The organism is Ferrigenium kumadai (assembly GCF_018324385.1).
Taxonomy (GTDB): Bacteria; Pseudomonadota; Gammaproteobacteria; order Burkholderiales; family Gallionellaceae; genus Gallionella; species Gallionella kumadai.
Genome location: NZ_AP019536.1, coordinates 271,773 through 289,299 on the forward strand (window position 1 = coordinate 271,773; position 17,527 = coordinate 289,299).

The 17,527-nt window shown below is 57.7% G+C and carries 15 protein-coding genes; 14 read left to right on the forward strand and 1 reads right to left on the reverse strand.

The features are described 5' to 3' along the window. The first annotated feature begins 754 nt into the window (after nt 1-754). The 8 genes from FGKAn22_RS01195 to FGKAn22_RS01230 all read left to right on the forward strand — a co-directional run bounded on the left by FGKAn22_RS01195 (nt 755) and on the right by FGKAn22_RS01230 (nt 8,816). Nucleotides 755-1,048 carry a GIY-YIG nuclease family protein gene (locus FGKAn22_RS01195; RefSeq protein ID WP_212786174.1) on the forward strand — a complete coding sequence of 98 codons (294 nt, stop codon included), beginning with the start codon at nt 755-757 and terminating at the stop codon, nt 1,046-1,048. Between the two features lie 160 nt (nt 1,049-1,208). Further along, nucleotides 1,209-2,873: an energy-dependent translational throttle protein EttA gene (gene ettA / locus FGKAn22_RS01200; RefSeq protein ID WP_212786175.1), complete on the forward strand. Its 1,665-nt coding sequence runs from the start codon at nt 1,209-1,211 to the stop codon at nt 2,871-2,873. A gap of 48 nt (nt 2,874-2,921) precedes the next feature. Beyond that, a complete protein-coding gene (locus FGKAn22_RS01205; RefSeq protein ID WP_212786176.1) occupies nt 2,922-4,277 on the forward strand; it encodes a pentapeptide repeat-containing protein in 1,356 nt (451 codons plus the stop codon). Between the two features lie 176 nt (nt 4,278-4,453). Continuing rightward, nucleotides 4,454-5,275: a DUF6216 family protein gene (locus FGKAn22_RS01210; RefSeq protein WP_212786177.1), complete on the forward strand. Its 822-nt coding sequence runs from the start codon at nt 4,454-4,456 to the stop codon at nt 5,273-5,275. A gap of 150 nt (nt 5,276-5,425) precedes the next feature. After that, on the forward strand, nt 5,426-6,151 hold the full coding sequence (locus FGKAn22_RS01215) for a hypothetical protein (RefSeq protein ID WP_212786178.1): 726 nt from the start codon (nt 5,426-5,428) through the stop codon (nt 6,149-6,151). Between the two features lie 514 nt (nt 6,152-6,665). After that, entirely contained in the window at nt 6,666-7,355 is a 690-nt protein-coding gene (locus FGKAn22_RS01220; protein ID WP_212786179.1) for an outer membrane protein, read from the forward strand. Between the two features lie 87 nt (nt 7,356-7,442). Continuing rightward, complete coding sequence (locus FGKAn22_RS01225) at nt 7,443-8,018, forward strand: flavin reductase family protein (protein ID WP_212786180.1); 576 nt, start codon at nt 7,443-7,445, stop codon at nt 8,016-8,018. 18 nt (nt 8,019-8,036) lie between these two features. Next, complete coding sequence (locus FGKAn22_RS01230) at nt 8,037-8,816, forward strand: sterol desaturase family protein (RefSeq protein ID WP_212786181.1); 780 nt, start codon at nt 8,037-8,039, stop codon at nt 8,814-8,816. Nucleotides 8,817-8,947: 131 nt separating this feature from the next. Here FGKAn22_RS01230 and FGKAn22_RS01235 read toward each other — a convergent pair whose 3' ends face one another. Further along, complete coding sequence (locus FGKAn22_RS01235) at nt 8,948-9,604, reverse strand: DUF1614 domain-containing protein (RefSeq protein WP_212786182.1); 657 nt, start codon at nt 9,602-9,604, stop codon at nt 8,948-8,950. 221 nt (nt 9,605-9,825) lie between these two features. On the opposite strand from FGKAn22_RS01235, the gene FGKAn22_RS01240 reads away from it, so the two are divergent. The 6 genes from FGKAn22_RS01240 (at nt 9,826) to FGKAn22_RS01265 (ending at nt 17,499) form a co-directional block, all read left to right on the forward strand. After that, nucleotides 9,826-10,101, forward strand: a complete 276-nt coding sequence (locus tag FGKAn22_RS01240) for a DUF4389 domain-containing protein (protein WP_212786183.1) — start codon at nt 9,826-9,828, stop codon at nt 10,099-10,101. A 10-nt stretch (nt 10,102-10,111) separates the two neighbouring features. Beyond that, the gene (gene rsgA, locus FGKAn22_RS01245) at nt 10,112-11,167 is read left to right on the forward strand and encodes a ribosome small subunit-dependent GTPase A (protein ID WP_212786184.1); all 1,056 of its coding nucleotides are present in this window, start codon (nt 10,112-10,114) and stop codon (nt 11,165-11,167) included. Between the two features lie 27 nt (nt 11,168-11,194). Then, nucleotides 11,195-11,935, forward strand: coding sequence for a GNAT family N-acetyltransferase (locus tag FGKAn22_RS01250; protein WP_246487429.1), 741 nt, complete (start codon nt 11,195-11,197; stop codon nt 11,933-11,935). Nucleotides 11,936-12,043: 108 nt separating this feature from the next. Continuing rightward, on the forward strand, nt 12,044-14,566 hold the full coding sequence (locus FGKAn22_RS01255) for a sensor domain-containing protein (RefSeq protein WP_212786185.1): 2,523 nt from the start codon (nt 12,044-12,046) through the stop codon (nt 14,564-14,566). A 212-nt stretch (nt 14,567-14,778) separates the two neighbouring features. Further along, nucleotides 14,779-15,951: a GGDEF domain-containing protein gene (locus tag FGKAn22_RS01260; protein ID WP_212786186.1), complete on the forward strand. Its 1,173-nt coding sequence runs from the start codon at nt 14,779-14,781 to the stop codon at nt 15,949-15,951. An 81-nt stretch (nt 15,952-16,032) separates the two neighbouring features. After that, nucleotides 16,033-17,499 carry a sensor domain-containing diguanylate cyclase gene (locus tag FGKAn22_RS01265; RefSeq protein ID WP_212786187.1) on the forward strand — a complete coding sequence of 489 codons (1,467 nt, stop codon included), beginning with the start codon at nt 16,033-16,035 and terminating at the stop codon, nt 17,497-17,499. Nucleotides 17,500-17,527: the final 28 nt, after the last annotated feature.

A 17,527-nucleotide genomic window follows, 5' to 3' on the forward strand; every position in this document is an offset into this window, starting at 1 on the left:
CAGGATCGGCACAGTAATACCAGTACTGCGGTTGCGTGCCCGGCACTAGGACTGCAGGAGGCTGATAGGGATCGGGATAGGGATAGACCGGATAGGGGTAGAAATACCACAGGCTCCCAACCAGCCACCACCATCCCGTTCGCCCATCATGCCGGCCATGGTACCAACGCCCTCCGCGCCAGATTTCGACATCATGTTCGTGAAAGCGCTCGATCTCGCCATGCCAGCCTGGGTGCTTCACGTCGCGTTCGCGAGAGCGTTCGTGTTCGTCGGCTACGGCGGGGGAAGTTGAGGTAACCAGGACTGCCAGCGCACAAAGAGTCGCATTGAGTTGTTTCATGATTTGCCCTCCAAAGACTCGGCTGCCATGGGGTGTCGAATTAACCCGAGCGGCCAATCTAGCTGACCCAGATGATCGTATAAATAAAGGATTTCCCGTATTTATGGGTTCACGACCACAAGGTTTTGAGCGCTGCTCGCGGCCGAGGTGTGCTGTTCTCGGGCTAGGCCCTGCTAGTGGAGGGGCACAAAGCGGTGATGCGCAGGATGGCACAGCCTGCAATAGAATCCCGTTCGTCCTGAGCCCTTCGATAAACTCAGGACAGGCCTGTCGAAGGACAGAACGGCGAGCAGAGCTAGGGCATTCACCCTTCGACAAGCTGATGGAACTACTAGCCATTCGACTAGGCTGTCAAAAGACGCCAGCCAAGTCGCTGGTTATCAGGGCGAACGGTTTCGTTAGGAAAGGAAGGCTATGTTCTGGGTTTACATCCTTCGCTGTGCCGACGGCAGCTACTACACGGGACACACCGATAACCTCGAAGCACGCATCGGTCTGCATCAGTCCGGAGAATGCGATGGCTATACCTCAAAGCGTCTGCCGGTCCAGCTTGCGTGGTCGCAGGAATGCACCACTCGCGAAGAAGCCTTGTCTGCAGAGATGCAGATCAAGGGCTGGAGTCGCAGGAAGAAGGAAGCCATGATGCGCGGCGACTGGCCGGAGGTGTCCCGGCTTGCACACGCCAACTCCAAAGTCCGTTCGTCCTGAGCCTGTCGAAGGAATGGACGGCGCTCCGATCCCGTTCATGGTTCGACAGGCTCACCACGAACGGGAGAGAGAAATGGCGCATGATTGATGGCTTTCGGATTCAAGTCCCCCCCGCTTTGCGGTAAGCTACGCGCTTTCCAAAAACGCATGTGAATTCCAAATGGCTCAATACGTAATGTCGATGCTCCGCGTGAGCAAGATCGTTCCCCCCAAGCGTCAGATCATCAAGGACATCTCCCTCAGCTTCTTCCCCGGCGCGAAGATCGGCCTGCTGGGCCTGAACGGCTCGGGCAAGTCCACCGTCCTGAAGATCATGGCGGGCGTGGATAACGAGTTCGACGGCGAGGTGCAGCGCGAGCCCAACATCCGCATCGGCTACCTGCCGCAGGAGCCGGTGCTCGATCCGGAATGGACCGTGCGCCAGGAAGTGGAGTCTGCTTTGGGCGAAGTGATGCAGGCGCAGAAGAAACTGGACGAGGTGTACGCCGCCTACGCCGACGAGAACGCCGACTTCGATGCGCTCGCCGCCGAGCAGGCGCGCCTCGAGGCCATCATCGCCACCTCCGGCTCTGATTCCGAACACCAGATGGAGATCGCCGCCGACGCGCTGCGCCTGCCCGCGTGGAATGCCGTGATCAAGAACCTCTCCGGCGGCGAGAAGCGCCGCGTGGCGCTGTGCAAGCTGCTGCTGGAAAAGCCCGACATGCTGCTGCTGGACGAGCCGACCAACCACCTCGACGCCGAGTCCGTCGAATGGCTGGAACAGTTCCTGGTGCGCTTCCCCGGCACCGTGGTCGCCGTCACCCACGACCGCTACTTCCTCGACAACGCCGCCGAATGGATCCTCGAACTCGACCGCGGCCACGGCATCCCGTGGAAGGGCAACTACTCCAGCTGGCTGGAGCAGAAGGAAGCCCGCCTCGAGCAGGAGAACAAGCAGATCGACGCGCACATGAAAGCGATGAAGCAGGAACTGGAATGGGTGCGCCAGAATCCGAAGGCACGCCAAGCCAAGTCCAAGGCGCGTCTGGCCCGCTTCGAGGAACTGTCGAATGTCGAATACCAGAAGCGCAACGAGACGCAGGAGATCTTCATTCCCGTTGGCGAGCGACTCGGCAACGAAGTCATCGAGTTCGAGAACGTCTCCAAGGCCTACGGCGACCGTCTGCTGATCGACAACCTCAGCTTCAAGATTCCCGCGGGCGCGATCGTCGGCATCATCGGCCCGAACGGCGCGGGTAAGTCCACGCTGTTCCGCATGATCACCGGGAAAGAAACTCCCGATTCCGGCAGCGTGAAGATCGGCCAGACCGTGAAGATCGCGCACGTCGATCAGGCGCGCGATTCGCTGGACAATGGCAAGACCGTGTTCGACGCCATCTCCGGCGGCAACGAGATCCTGACCGTCGGCAAATACGAGACCCCGGCGCGCGCGTACATCGGCCGCTTCAACTTCAAGGGCGCGGACCAGGGCAAGATCGTCGGTCAGCTGTCAGGCGGCGAACGCGGCCGCCTGCATCTGGCGCAGACGCTGATCTCCGGCGGCAACGTGCTGCTGCTCGACGAACCGTCCAACGACCTCGACGTCGAGACGTTGCGCGCGCTCGAAGACGCGCTGCTCGAATTCGCCGGCTGCGTCGCCGTCATCTCCCACGACCGCTGGTTCCTCGACCGCATCGCCACCCACATCCTCGCCTGCGAAGGCGATTCGAAGTGGGTGTTCTTCGACGGCAACTACCAGGAATACGAAGCGGACAAGAAGAAGCGCCTGGGCGAGGAAGGTGCGAAGCCGAAGCGGATTCGGTATAAGCCGATCAGCCGCTAGGCAAATCCATTTCGCCTGACCTTTATTGTTTTTGGCAACGAGGAAGAAATGAGCGAGGTGCCCAATTCCGAATCTTTGGAATCAATTGTAAAAAGATTGCGTGAGTTGGAGCGCCTTGCGCTAGCGAATTTTTTATCAGGAAAACCCACCTTATATATTGCACATGCTGATGAACCCGTCAGAGTTTGCGAAGACAGTAATAGCAATAAGCAACACAACGTTTACAAAGTCGATGTGGAAAGTGTCCAAAAATATTTGGACGAAGTTGGACATATAGTAGAGCGCTTCGTAAAGGAGGTGCCGTCAGATTCTGGCGTACCAAATCCAATAGCAGATCTTAGGTTTCTCGAGATTCATGATGATGTAGATCATCCTTTAAATGATCACCTCAATACACTTGTGGCAAGAAGTTCTATCAACTTTGCTTACTCAAAATTCCATTTACCAATTGAGCTTCAAGTTGTAACTAAATTTAGCATCCTTGACCTATTACACACTCACTGCGAGTGCCCATTCTTTATTCGTGTCGATCATGGCACTCACGTAGAAGTAAGAGCTGACAAAATTGTTTGTGATGGTGAGTTTGGTATCGAAGCGTACACCCCATCGCGGAAACAACTTCCCGCATTTGTATCAATTAAACTCGAACACGGTTCATTCCATGAAAGAGTTATTTTTGCCTTTTTAAAAATTAAAGACGCAAAATGTCTCGGCGCCTCTTTTGGCAAAAAGGTTAGGGTTCACAAAGTTGATTATGAAGGCATCACAAACTTTATTAATTCAAAGTTTAAAGGCGGAGCTCTATTTTCAAATTGCTCATTTGCATTGGCCCCCGATTTCCACGGTGCTGAGCTACATCAAGATACGATTTTTCAAGACTGTTCTTTTGATTCATCTAATAGCGAAATTGCCAATATCGCATCATTCAGGGTTCTCAAAGCACACTTCGGAAAAATGAGGGACTCAAAACATGAGTTAATGTTTTATGCACTTGAACAAAGGGCCGAGAGAAAGAGTGCTAAAAACGGACCAATTGTTTCTACCATTTCATGGCTATATGACGAAATTTCAGAATATGGGTCTTCCGTAGACCGAAGCGCAAAATTTTTTATTTTTTGGAATATTAATTTCTTTCTATTTTTCTATTTGGCAGTAGTTGGTTCTAGCCAAAAACTTGTTACGGTTAAAAATGAAGCTTTAGATAATTACCCGGCATTAATGCTTACACTTCAAAATATTTTTAATCCGCTCGCCCTTTTTTCGGAGAAACAACTAGCCAGCGTAAATAGCATTGCGATCTACGTGGCCTCACTTATTCAAAGTTTCGGGGCTCTCGCAACACTAACTTTAATGTTGTTAGCTATTAGAGGAAGATTCCGTAAGGGTGGCGGTGCTGACACATAATGAAAACGTCAGACTCGAATCTTTCACACTGTATGGGTAACCATATTGCTCCCGTCGAACTCGAAAAGTTCTATCGCCTCATCAACTACGGCACCCATGGTGCGGGTGCTCGGGCCGCGTTCGAAACTGCCCCCTTTGTGAGTTTTCCCATATAAACACCGGATAATGATTTAGGCATGGAACCTGTTTCTACTCTGTTGCGAAGCCCCCTATTAGCACTGTCGGGACCGATTCTAGTTTTCTCTCTTGTCGCACTCTTCTGGATGCGATCTGGATCAATTTATTCCTTGCTAGAGCGAGTATGGAGGCTCATCGCTGGAAAAGCAGAGGTATCGGATGCGACCTTGAAGGCGTTCATTCAGGACTCTCGGGATATTGAAAAATTCAGGTTCATGTATGGATTAAGGGTTGAAACAATAGAGGAGTTACACAAGTTACTTGAATGGCTAAAGAGGAACTCTATCAGTATCAGCTCAGCCCAAAGAGCCAGACGATGGATTGATGCGAAATCATCAGGACTCATTTCCTCCCCACCTAAGCACTATCAGCTTTTCAAGATGATTAACCTGTTAGGTTGCATGTTTGTTGCGATGGTATTTGCAGAGGTTTCAACCTCTCAATCAGCTTTACTCCAAATGAAAAAATCAAAGACTTGGTTTTTAGCCGACACCAAAATCGTAAAAGGTTTAACGGACGATTGGGTTATAGAGAAAACTCAGTGTTCAGCGGATATAAAGAACATCAGAGCCAAAGGATTCACAGAAAGTGAGACGATGACGATTTGCGAAGCATTGAAGGACGATACTCTCAAACAACTTGTCTCTGATACCGTTAAGACGCAAAGGCTATTTGGCATTCTATTCGGCGTGGGGGTGCTTATTTGGATGATAGTAATAGTCTTTCAGATGGCCTCTGCCAAGGCTGCAATAGATATAAATAGGGCCGTAACGAATACCGATTCCCTAAGTAGCGAATCAACGGGGTCAGTATCGCAATAGTTTTTTCACATCGCCCGTAGGGGCGTTCAATGAATACTTTTTATTGATGGAATTTGCGTAGGGCGGACCGGAAACATAAATCGAAGCTGTCCCCTTTAGTTCCTTCCGGTAGCTCTTCCCCTTCCGACATTCTTCTGCCTGCGACTTTTCATGAACTATAAGCTGCCCTTTCTGAAAGTCATCATCTCTTCTCTCTATTTTTCCTGGACTAACAAGGCGGAATTGTTGAGGGCGATTGCCCTGCCGACTTTGGTGCTGGTGGTTATCTGGGCTGTGGCAAATGTGTTCCTGGATAAGCTGGCCGGCGGGGGCATTTGGGTGGTCGTGCTGGCATTTGGTTTTGGGTTTTCGTTCTTTGCGGTGACTTGTCACAGATTGATATTGGTGGAAAGCAGGGACCGCTATCGATTCTTCAAAGATAGACCGGGCTATCGTGAGCTGATGTTTCTGGGATGGGTGGTGGCGATCTATTTCATAGTGACGATCTTGAAAGCTCCATTCGTAGTCGCTGCGGGAACTATCCTGGGTGAAACCGCGGTAACGGGGCAGGGAGAGATCGTGGGATGGGTGAAGGAGATTGCCTCGATCCCGGCTTTGTATGTTTTGGCCCGGTTCAGCCTGATTTTCCCCGCGGCAGCGATCGATAACAGTGTAACGATGAGATGGGCATGGCAACGCACCAAGGGGAACGGGTGGAGGATATTTCTCGTGGTGGGTTTGTTCCCTTGGCTTATCGAGAGTGCGATCGGGCTTCTGCTACGTCAGGATGCATCTACCGTGGAATGGGTGCTTCTGGCTATTTTTGCTTACATCGGGCTTGCTGTTGGCATCATTGCGCTTTCATTCACCTATAGAGAGTTTGCTAAGCAGGGTTGATGCAAATCAGGGGGGCTCTTTTTCGGCATTCTCATCGCCCGCAGGGGCGATGTTCTTTTCTGCTCCCACAACCTAGGCCAGCAGCACCGCGACGATGCCGCCGATGAAGGCTCCGGCACACCTCGTCATCTGCTTTAACGCTGGGTCTGCGCGCTTTTCGGCTTGTCCCAGTTCTTGAATCTCTTCTTGCAGAAATAATCGGGGACAGACTACGCTTTCAGAATTAGCAGCGTTACCGGAGTAGAATCGCTTGCAGTGCATCACCCTCAATCAGCAACCAAGGAGAGATCATCATGGGAAGCAAAGACAAGAGGAAAGAATCCAAGGGCAAGAAGCCGCAACCCAAACCGGTACCCGCAGCGAAATAAACCGGAGCCGATCGACGCATGGGGACATGCTTCGCATCAAGCCTCTCGGCTGCACCCTGATGCGGATGAATCATGAGAATCAAAGGGGCAGCTTCGAATTGTTTTCTCTGCCTCGGCAACGTCAATTGATTTCCAGGGGAACGAAAATGAACAGACACCAGATGATTTCCGGCCTGCTCTGCCTGCTGGCTGCCGGCGTTGCCCAGTGTGCGCAGGCCGCACCTGCCGATGGCTGGGATGGCTGTTATGCGGGAGTTCACGGCGGATATGGTTCGGCGAGCATCGGGGGCGTCGACCTCCTCGTCAACAATGCGATCGGTTCGGCCACGGCCGATGGCGGAGTGATCGGCGGGCAGGCGGGGTGCGATCGCCAGTCGGCGAACTGGGTGATGGGCGGGCAGCTCTCCGCAAGCAAAGGGTTCCTGAGCGGCAGCCACCAGTACCACCTCGGCAGCGGCCCTTTTAACCGAGTTACCTACAATGTCGATTATCTGGCTTCCCTTGCGGGGCGGATCGGTTATGTGTTCCAGCCGCAGACGCTGGCCTATCTGAAAGTCGGCGGCGCGATGACCCGTACGAATCACAACGACTCCGATCCGGCGCCGCTTTTCGGCGTGCCTTATACCGGCAACAAGACAGCCACCCGCAACGGGTGGCTGGTCGGCGTCGGCCTGGAGCGCAAGATCGGCAGCGACCTGTCCGGCTTTGTCGAATTCAACTACATGGATTTCGGCAGGCAGAACGTCACCATCGCCTACAGCGACGGGGTGATCGCCACCTATTCGTTCAGGCAGAAGTTGAGTTACCTCGGTTTGGGCGTGAATTACCGTTATTGACCGTTAGCCCGTGTAGGATGGGTATCGCTACGCTCCACCCAACCTACGAGATCGAACTCATGGGGTCAGCTTCATATTATTTTTCGCATGAATAATCACATCACTTCCGTCCCCCTCGAAAAATCCTACCGCCTCATCAACCACGGCCCCACGGTGCTGGTGTCGGCGCGCCACGGCGGCGTGGACAACGTGATGGCGGCGGCATGGTGCTGTGCGCTGGATTTCGCGCCGCCCAAGCTGACGGTGGTGCTGGACAAGTCCTCCCGGACGCGCGCGCTGGTGGAGCAGAGCGGCCGCTTCGTCATCCAGGTGCCCACGGCGGCGCAGTTGAAGCTCACGCACGCGGTGGGCAACCTCAGCATGAACGACGCGCCGGACAAGCTGGCGCGCTGCGGCGTGGAGCTGTTCGACATCGAGGGTTTCGACCTGCCGCTCGTCGCGGGCTGTGCCGGCTGGCTCGCCTGCCGGCTTATCCCCGAGCCGCACAACCAGCAGGCCTACGATCTCTTCATCGGCGAGGTGGTCGGCGCGTGGGCCGACAGCCGCGTGTTCGGCGACGGGCGCTGGCATTTCGAGGATGCCGATCCCGGATTGCGCAGCCTGCATTACGTGGCGGGCGGCCAGTTCTACGCCACGGGCGAGGCGATGTCGGTTCAGGATTAGAGTGTAGCGCCCCTCACCATGTCCATTCTTGATTCACTTGCCCCCACCGGCCCGTTCATGGAGTTCTTCGTTTATGCAGCGGAGCTGTATGGCGTGCGCTACCTGGTGATGGCGGCGGTGGCATTCCTGATTGCACGCCCGGTGGCAGGCTGGGGATGGGGGCGGGTGCATGCGGATGCGCCGGCGGTATTCGACACCTGGCGCAATGTCCGCCGCGAATTGTGGTATTCGTTCCTGACGGTGATTGTTTTCGGCCTGGTCAATGCGGCATTGTTCGGATGGGAGTGGTTTGACAACTGCCTGATGTATTTTGACGAAGCCGACTATCCCGAGTGGTGGTTCTGGCTCAGCATTCCGGCGATGCTGTTGCTGCATGACACGCTCTTCTACTGGCTGCATCGCGTCATGCATGCGCGCTGGTTGTACGGTGTGATGCACCGCGTTCACCACCAGTCCGTGCATCCCACCGCCTTTGCCGCCTACAGTTTTCATCCGAGCGAGGCCGTCGGCGAGGCGCTCATTGTCGTTGCCATCATCTATATCATCCCGGTGCATCCGCTGGCGTTCCTGATATTCCAGACGATCTCGACCGCGTATAACGTGTACGGGCACTGCGGGCGCGAGTTCTATCCGGCGGGGACGGCCACGCACTGGCTGGGGCGCTGGATCAATACATCGACGGCGCATGCGATGCACCATTCCCATGGACGTTACAACTACGGCTTTTATTTCCTGTTCTGGGACAGGCTGATGGGAACCCTCGATCCTGCGTACGGAGTGAAGGTGGAGCGGCCTTGAATGCCTTTAGCCAATAGGGTCAGCATCGCCATCGAGCCACTCAGGAAAGGATGAGGCGACATAAGTTAATGGGCTCAGCATCGCATTGCCTCACACATCGCCCGCAAGGGCGATGTTCTTTTCTGCCCCCACTAAGCCAGCAGCACCGCCACGAGGCCGCTGATGAATATCCCGTCGAAACTGCCTGCGCCACCGATCGAGGCGAACGGCGCGCCCAGGCGCTGGATGTCCCGAAGGTGCAGCAGGTCGGCGCCGATCAGCACGCCTAGGGTGCCGCTGATGAAGGCCAGCGGTGCGGCATCGGCCGGATCGAGCGCGATGGAGACCAGCGCCGCCATCAGGGGCGCGAGCAGCATCGGCGCGCCCAGGCCGACGCCGGGCAGGGCGCGGGTGGTCTTGAAGCACAGCAGGGCGACGGCCGCGACCGCGAGAATGACGTAGAAGATATTCAGGGGATGCTGCGTCAGCAGGTAGATGCTGAATGCGGCGGGAACCACGCAGCCGCCGACGTTGACCAGCACGATTGTCCGGCCGGTATGCGGCATCTGGCTGTAGAGATCGCGCAACGGCGGCGGCAGGTCTTCCAGCTTGGGCGGTTCGCTTTTCATGCTGAACAGGGGCAGGTTGATCAGGCTGCCGCCCAATATGGTGAGGAACAGCAGCAGGGCGGAGTCGGGGGAAAGGCCAAGCTTCTCGAACGCGATGGTCAGCGCGCCCAGCTGCAGGCTTACCACCAGCATGGCGAGGGCGGCGATTAGCAGGAGGTACCGGAGCGGAAATTTCGGCATGCGCCATTGTGTCGCAAATACTGATTCATGGGGAGCAGGTCCAGCGCGTATACGGGTTCCGGGTCTGTTACCATCCCCCTGTATAACAAGTCCTCCGTTCGCGGTGAGCTTGTCGAACCATGAGCGGAGGACGGTATTAAATCAGCGACTTGCAATGCTCACCCTTCGACAAGCTCAGGGCGAACGGACTTTTTGAGCACTGTTTACTCAGGAGGCGAACGATGAACGAGGTCTCTCAAACGTCAGGCGACAAGCGCAACATCTGGCTGCGCGGCCTGTTCATGCTGTTGATGCTGCTGGTGCTCCATGTGTGCGGGACGGTGCTCTTGATCATCGCCGTCATCCAGTTCGTGATCGCGCTGGTGAACGGAGGTCCCAACGACCGGCTGGTCGTGTTCGGCCGCAATCTGGGCAGCTATTTCAGGCAGATCGTGCTGTTCCTCACGTTCGCCACCGAGGAAGTTCCCTTCCCGTTCAGCGAGTGGCCAGCGGATTGAGAGTCTTGCCATGGAATTGACCGAACTGGGTCTGGATCGCGCGCTGGCGGAGCAGGCAACGTGCGGATCGGGCCAGCGCCTGGCGCGGGTGACTGCCGTCGACCGCGGGCGGTACGTCGTCCGCGATGAACAGGGCGAGGTGCCTGCCGAGCCGACGGGCAAGTTCCTTCACGCCGCCGCCTCTTCGGTGGATATGCCTTGCGTGGGCGATTGGGTGTGCGTGCAGTATCACGATGTATCGTCGCATGCGAGCATCCACGATGTGGTGCCCAGAAGGTCTTTCCTGCGGCGCAAGTCTCCCGGCAAGAACATCGATTTCCAGATGATCGCGGCGAACATCGATGTGGCATTCATCGTGCAGTCGTGCCATTTTGATTTCAACGTGCGCAGGCTGGAGCGCTACCTGGTGATGGTCAACGAGGGACAGATCGAGCCGGTGCTGCTGCTGACCAAGACGGACCTGGTCAGTGCTGCGGAGCTGGAGCGCATGCTCGACAGCATTCGCGCGGCAGGCATCACGGCCAGGATCGTCACGCTCAGCAACGTGACGGGCGAAGGCGTCGATCAGGTGAAGGGGCTCATGGTGCCGGGCAAGACCTATTGCCTGCTCGGCTCTTCGGGGGTGGGCAAGACGACGCTGATCAATCAGCTGCTTGGTCGTGACGCGCTGGAGACCGCGGCTGTCAGTGGCACCGGCGAGGGCCGGCACACCACCACGCGCCGCCACCTGGTCGTGCTCGACAACGGCGCGCTGCTGATCGACATGCCGGGGATGCGCGAGCTGGGAATCCTGAGTGCGGGAGAAGGACTGGACGACAGCTTCGCCGACATCAAGTCGCTTGTTGCAAGATGCCGCTTCGCCGATTGCAGCCACAACAACGAGCCGGGCTGCGCAATCCGCAAGGCGATCGAAAGCGGCGAGCTGAACCCGGAGCATTACCAGAGCTACCTGAAGCTCAAGGCCGAATCCGATTTCAACGAGATGTCGTACGTGGACAAGCGCAAGAAGGACAAGGCTTTCGGCAAGATGGTGAAGACGGTGCTGAAGAAGGACAAGCGGAAGTGAGATACCCCAAAAGTTAATGAAGACATAATGAACGAGGGGATGATGCGCAGCGACAAGAATTCGTTAGGTCAGCCCATTGGCTTCGACGTTGCGGACTGGAAGCCGGCGGTACGCCCGGCACATAAAGTATTGACGGGGCGGTTCTGCCGCCTTGAGCCGCTCGATGCCGCGGCCCACGCCTCGGACCTCTTCGCGGCCAACGCGCTGGATGTCGAGGGCAGGAACTGGACCTATCTCCCTTACGGCCCCTTCGATTCGCTTCCATCCTATCGCAGTTGGGTGGAGCAGTCCTCTTCCACTTCCGATCCGCTGTTCTTTGCCATTATCAGCAATGAGACGGGGAAGACGGTCGGTGTCGCCAGCTATCTGCGCATCGACCCGGCGAACGGCTCCATCGAGGTCGGCCATCTCAATTTCTCGCCGTTGATGCAGAAGACACCCATCGCGACCGAGGCTATGTGGCTCATGATGCGGGAGGCGTTCTTGCTGGGATACCGGCGCTACGAGTGGAAATGCAACGCGCTGAACCAGCCGTCGCGTTCCGCGGCGCAACGCCTCGGCCTGTCGTTCGAAGGCGTCTTCCGCCAGGCTGCGGTCAACAAGGGACGCAACCGCGACACGGCATGGTATGCGGCAATAGACGGCGAATGGCCCGCCCTGGATGAGGCATTTCAGAAATGGCTATCCCCGGACAATTTCGATAACGCAGGAATGCAACGGGTCTCGCTGTCGGAATTGACCGAGCCCATCCTCGTTCGACGGGGATAAACCTGTTGTTGGCACCTGCGTCGGTCATGGCCGATCAGCAAACGGAGCCATGACGTGAGTGGTCGTCTGTATTACACTTCATGCCCATGATGTAGTCATGGTGATGGCATGAGCAGCGAGTGTTATCCGGAAGAATCCGGGATTGCAGCAGTCAAACCGGCTGCGGAGAAGCAAGGGGAGGTTGCCGAGATGTCAGCCGAAGTCGGCGCAATCCGGCGCGGCTCGCCCATGCACGAACTCCACCTGAAGGAATTCATACTCGACAACGCCCGCGAAGCGGTCTATCTGATCGGTTCCGATCGGCGTTTCGTCTACGTCAACGACGAGGCTTGCCATTCCTTGGGGTACGCGCGGGAAGAATTGCTTGGAAAAACGCCCGAGGATATCGACCCCGACATCACTCCGGAACTTGGCCGCTGGATTCGCGCGCAGTTGGCGGAGCGGGGCAGCGTAACGATCGAGACCCGCCACCGGCGGCACGACGGAAGCACGTTCCCGGTGGAAATGCAGGGGACTCTGTTCGAATACCAGGGGCAGATGGTGAACGTGGCTTTCGTGCGCGATATCACCGGGCGCAGGCGGCAGAAGAGCCAACTGGAACTGCTGGAGCATGCCGTCAATCTGACGTCGGACGGCGTCTTCCTGATGGACGAGAATGTGCGTTTCGTCTACGTCAACGAGGCGGCCTGCCGTTCGCTCGGCTTCAGCCGGGAAGAACTGCTGGGGAAGACCCCGCCGGATATCGATCCCGACATCACTCTCGAAGCGTGCCTGGACATGCTGCATGCGGCGACGGCCGAGCCCGGACGTTTTGAAAGCAGGCATCGCGCCAAGGATGGCCGCATCTTTCCAGTCGAGTTGACAGCCGTCATCTTTGAACAGGACAGCAGAAGATTCGCCCTGACTATGGCGCGCGACATCACCGAGCGCAAGCGCATGGAAGACAAGCTCGCCGCCCGCGAGCGCGAGTTCCGCACCCTGGCGGAGAATTCGCCGGACACCATTGCGCGTTATGGACGTGACCACCGTCGCCTGTATGTCAATCCGGCTTATGCCGCGCAGGTCGATAGCTCCGCCGACGTCCTGCTGGGCAAAATGCCGACCGAATGCCCGGTATACGCCAATGCCGCCGAATACGAAGCCAGGATCGACGAGGTGTTCGCCAGCGGGAACGAGACCGAGTTCGAGCTGAAATGGGCGAACAGGGATGGTCAGGAGGTTTGCATCCTGCTCCGCCTGACCCCCGAGTTCGGCAAGGACGGCGAGGTGGCGAGCGTTCTGGCGGTGGGGCGCGACATCACGGAACTGAGTGCCTCGCGCCTGAAGATACACCAGATGGCGTTCTACGATGCGCTGACCTCGCTGCCGAACCGCGCGCTATTCGGCGACCGGCTGCGCCAGATACTCGCCGAGGCTTCCTGGCACGGACAACTGGCCGGCGTGATGATGCTCGACCTGGACCGTTTCAAGACGGTGAACGATACGATGGGTCATCCGGCCGGCGATGAGTTGCTGCGCGAAACCGCTTCACGGTTGAGCAGCTGCGTTCGTTCATATGATACGGTGGCGCGGTTGGGCGGGGACGAATTCGCCATCCTGTTGCCGGAGATCCGTTCCGGCGATGACCTGGGGCGGCTGGCCGCGAAGATGCTTGATGCGATCAACCGACCTTTCGTGCTGGGCGACAAGGAGGTGTTCGTTTCGTGCAGCATCGGCATCACACTGTATCCGGCCGACAGCACCGAGTCCGATGACCTGCTGAAATTCGCAGATTCGGCGCTGTATTCCGCCAAGCGTTCCGGTCGCAACAAGTTCTGTTTCTATTCTAGGCAATTGACTGAGAGCGCCAACGAACGCCTGATGCTGGAATCCGAATTGCGCCGCGCCATCGAGCGCAAGGAACTGGAGCTGTATTACCAGCCCAAAGTGCGGCTGGAGGACGGCGCGCTCATCGGTTCAGAAGCGTTGCTTCGCTGGAAGCATCGGCAGCGCGGCGTGGTGTCGCCGGACAAATTCATCGGCATCGCCGAGGATAGCGGCCTGATCGTCGAGATCGGCGAATGGGTGTTGCATGAGGCTTGCCGGGTCGCTTGCGCATGGAATGGCGCAGGCAAGCCATTGCATAAAGTGGCGATCAACCTGTCGGCACGGCAGTTCCAGACGGGCGATCTGGTCAGAACCCTGCGCGGGGTGCTGGAGGCGACAGGCTGTTATCCGGAATGGATCGAACTGGAAATCACCGAGAGCCTGCTGCTGGATGAAGAAAGCGAAGTGCTGGAAATGCTCAAGGCGTTCAGGTCGCTGGGCATCTCGATCGCCATCGATGATTTCGGTACCGGTTATTCCGCCCTGAGCTACCTGGCCCGGTTCCCGATCGATACGCTGAAGATCGATCAATCATTCATACGCAACGTCACTACCGATCGCTACAGTGCCGAACTGGTGAAGGCGATCGTGACCATCGCGCATTGCCTGGAATACCAGGTGGTGGCCGAAGGGGTGGAGACGGAGGAACAGGCGGCATTCCTGAAAACGCATGGTTGCGAGATCGCACAGGGATATCTTTATGGAAGGCCAATGCCACAGCAGGAGTTCGAATGCCTGCCCCTTTCGTTCAATGAAACGATTTAGCGATGTTTCCGTCCCCGGGCCAAGCCACCGGACGACAGGAGCCAGGGCGGCAGGATGGAGCGAGGTTCCGCAACTGCCCCATCGGTGAATTCATCTGTCCACTAAAGGGTGTGTGGCCCTGCACGCTCAGCGGGTAAAATGGCGGGCGGCGGTGTTCCGATGCCTCCGGCGCAGCGACGATTCCAACCATTCTTTTTTTCCGTGTTCAAGCGATGTCCGCAGAGTTGTATGACCAGATCATTCCCGAAAACAGGGGCGAAGTAGATGCGCATTGCGTGAGGACCCTGTTCGAGCGTGCGCGTCAGGCGACGCAGCTCGCACCGCTGGGAACCCTGTTCATCTTCTGGGTCGTGTATGCCACGGCCGGCCTGCCACTCGCGCTCGGCTGGATGATCGTCAACACACTGCCGGATGCGCTTACGTTCGTGCTGACCTCGCGCCTGCTGAGAAACCCTCCGCCGGCCGGGCGCATTGCCTACTGGCACAACTGGCAGGTCGTCCTGCGCATCCTGCAGGGATTGTGCTGGGGCTCCGCGGTGGTGGTCTTCCACATCCCGGACGATCCCACCGCGTTCAACGACATAGCCATTCTCGCCGTGCTGGCTGCAGTCACCGCGACCAACGTGGTCAGCATGGCACCCTCGTTCCGCACCGTGGCGGGCTTCTGCATATCCACGCTGCTCGTCCCCATCCTCTATTCCGTCTGGCTGGGCGATGTGATCCACATCAAGATCGCGGTCGCCCTGGGCCTGCTGCTGCTGGTCGAGTTGCAGTTCGGCTGGGACGCTTACCGCCAGTTCGCCGGTGGCGTGCATCAACTGGTGCTGAACCAGAAGATTCGCAAGCAGCTGGAACTGCGCAACATCGAACTCGGCGAGCTCAACCAGAAGCTCCGCGTCATCGCCATCCACGACCAGCTCACCGGGCTGTACAACCGCCATTTCATGGTGGACCAGATCGAGCGGCAGCGCGAGCTGTTCGCGCGCCACGGCAACATCTGCAGCATCGTGCTGTTCGATATCGACCACTTCAAGCAGATTAACGACCGCTACGGCCATGCGGTGGGCGACGACGTCCTTGTGGCTTTCAGCCGCCGCGTCGAGACGCTGTTGCGGCAGGGAGATGCGCTCGGTCGCTACGGCGGCGAGGAGTTCGTGCTGGTGCTGCCGATGACCGACCTGAATGCGGCGCTGCATCTCGCCGAGCGCATCCGCAGCGCCATGGCCGGCAGTCCCCTGGTGTTCCAGCCCGAAGAGATCACTGTGACCGCCTCCTTCGGTGTCGCCCAGCTCGAACAGGGTGAAGATGCGGACCACTGGTTGCTGCGCGCCGATCAGGCGCTGTACCGGGCGAAAGAGAACGGGCGGAATCGCGCGGTGGCCTAGCCGCAGTCCACAAGACTCCGGCGATGCCGGATGCGCTTGATGCGCGAATGAACTGAACCTGAGATGGAGAAAGAAAGCGAAATGAATACTGCTCCCGACGCCGGCAAGGCGAGGCCGCTTGCCGGCGACAAGCGCAAGCTCATCGTCATCCTGTCGTTGTTGTTGAGCGTGGGCTTTGCAGTCATCGCGCTGGTCAATTACCACGTGTCCAAGGCGGCCATCCGCGAATCCATCGTCGCGAACGAGTTGCCGCTGACCTCCGACAACATCTACTCGGAGTTGCAGAAGGACCTCATCCGGCCCGTGTTCATTTCTTCCATGATGGCCAGCGACACTTTCCTGCGCGACTGGGTGATCTCGGGCGAAAAGGATGTGGGGCGCATGACCAAGTACCTGCACGAGGTCATGGAGCGCTATCACACCTTCACCGGTTTCTTCGTGTCCGACCGCACTTCGGCTTACTACCATGCCGACGGCGTGCTGAAGACGGTGAGCCGGGACGAGCCGCGCGACAAGTGGTATTACCGGGTGCGCGGCATGGACACGCCCTACGAGATCAACGTCGATCCGGACCTGGCGAACAAGGATGCGCTGACCATCTTCATCAATTACCGCGTGCTGGATTACCAGGGGAAATTCATCGGCGCGGCGGGCGTCGGGCTGACGGTGGATGCCGTGAACATCCTGCTCAACAAGTACCAGCAGCGCTACGCGCGCACCATCTATTTCGTCGACCCGCAGGGCAAGGTGGTGATGACGGGGAGCAGCTCCGGCTTGCAGGGCAAGGACATCCGTTCGCTGCCCGGCATCGGGGCGCTGGCCGGCCGCATGCTGCAGAAGGAGGGCGGCTCGTTCCAGTATGAGGCCGAAGGAAGCAGCCACTTGCTGAACGTCCGCTACATCCCGGAGCTTAACTGGTACCTGTTCGCCGAGAAGAACGAAGATGCGATGCTGGCCGGCATACGCCACACCCTGTACACCAACCTCGCGCTCGCTTTCATCGTCACGTTGATCGTCCTGCTGCTGACCAGCCTGACCATCAGCCGCTACCAGGGCCGCCTCGAGGTGATGGCGACCACGGACAAGCTCACCGGCCTGGCCAACCGGCAGGCGTTCGAGATACTGATCGGGCAGATGCTGCCGGAGGCGGAGCGCAGCAAGAAGCCGGTAGCTGCCTTGCTGATGGACATCGACCACTTCAAGCAATGCAACGACCGTTACGGCCACCTGGTGGGCGACAAGGTCATCCAGCATGTCGCCACCATCATCCGTTCCACGCTGCGCCAGTCGGACATCGTGTGCCGCTGGGGCGGCGAGGAATTCCTGATGGTGATCAAGGATTGCAGCCGCGAACAAGGCTTGCAGATCGCCGGGAAGATCTGCGATGCCGTGCGTAATGCGCCGCTCCAGCTCGACGGCGAAACGCTGAACATCACCATCAGCGCGGGCGTCGCTAGCGGTTTCGAGGAGGAGCGCTTGCTGGTCGAGGCCGACGCGGCGCTGTACGCCGCCAAGGAATCGGGGCGCGACCAGGTGAAGGCGGCGTGAGAGTTAGTGGGGGCAGCTTCGCAATTCT

What these genes read in the sequence shown, in the direction of transcription:
- FGKAn22_RS01195 (WP_212786174.1), top strand. Translation starts at nt 755, where the DNA reads ATGTTCTGGGTTTACATCCTTCGCTGTGCCGACGGCAGCTACTACACG.
- ettA (WP_212786175.1), top strand. Translation starts at nt 1,209, where the DNA reads ATGGCTCAATACGTAATGTCGATGCTCCGCGTGAGCAAGATCGTTCCC.
- FGKAn22_RS01205 (WP_212786176.1), top strand. Translation starts at nt 2,922, where the DNA reads ATGAGCGAGGTGCCCAATTCCGAATCTTTGGAATCAATTGTAAAAAGA.
- FGKAn22_RS01210 (WP_212786177.1), top strand. Translation starts at nt 4,454, where the DNA reads ATGGAACCTGTTTCTACTCTGTTGCGAAGCCCCCTATTAGCACTGTCG.
- FGKAn22_RS01215 (WP_212786178.1), top strand. Translation starts at nt 5,426, where the DNA reads ATGAACTATAAGCTGCCCTTTCTGAAAGTCATCATCTCTTCTCTCTAT.
- FGKAn22_RS01220 (WP_212786179.1), top strand. Translation starts at nt 6,666, where the DNA reads ATGAACAGACACCAGATGATTTCCGGCCTGCTCTGCCTGCTGGCTGCC.
- FGKAn22_RS01225 (WP_212786180.1), top strand. Translation starts at nt 7,443, where the DNA reads ATGAATAATCACATCACTTCCGTCCCCCTCGAAAAATCCTACCGCCTC.
- FGKAn22_RS01230 (WP_212786181.1), top strand. Translation starts at nt 8,037, where the DNA reads ATGTCCATTCTTGATTCACTTGCCCCCACCGGCCCGTTCATGGAGTTC.
- FGKAn22_RS01235 (WP_212786182.1), bottom strand. Translation starts at nt 9,604, where the DNA reads ATGCCGAAATTTCCGCTCCGGTACCTCCTGCTAATCGCCGCCCTCGCC.
- FGKAn22_RS01240 (WP_212786183.1), top strand. Translation starts at nt 9,826, where the DNA reads ATGAACGAGGTCTCTCAAACGTCAGGCGACAAGCGCAACATCTGGCTG.
- rsgA (WP_212786184.1), top strand. Translation starts at nt 10,112, where the DNA reads ATGGAATTGACCGAACTGGGTCTGGATCGCGCGCTGGCGGAGCAGGCA.
- FGKAn22_RS01250 (WP_246487429.1), top strand. Translation starts at nt 11,195, where the DNA reads ATGAACGAGGGGATGATGCGCAGCGACAAGAATTCGTTAGGTCAGCCC.
- FGKAn22_RS01255 (WP_212786185.1), top strand. Translation starts at nt 12,044, where the DNA reads ATGAGCAGCGAGTGTTATCCGGAAGAATCCGGGATTGCAGCAGTCAAA.
- FGKAn22_RS01260 (WP_212786186.1), top strand. Translation starts at nt 14,779, where the DNA reads ATGTCCGCAGAGTTGTATGACCAGATCATTCCCGAAAACAGGGGCGAA.
- FGKAn22_RS01265 (WP_212786187.1), top strand. Translation starts at nt 16,033, where the DNA reads ATGAATACTGCTCCCGACGCCGGCAAGGCGAGGCCGCTTGCCGGCGAC.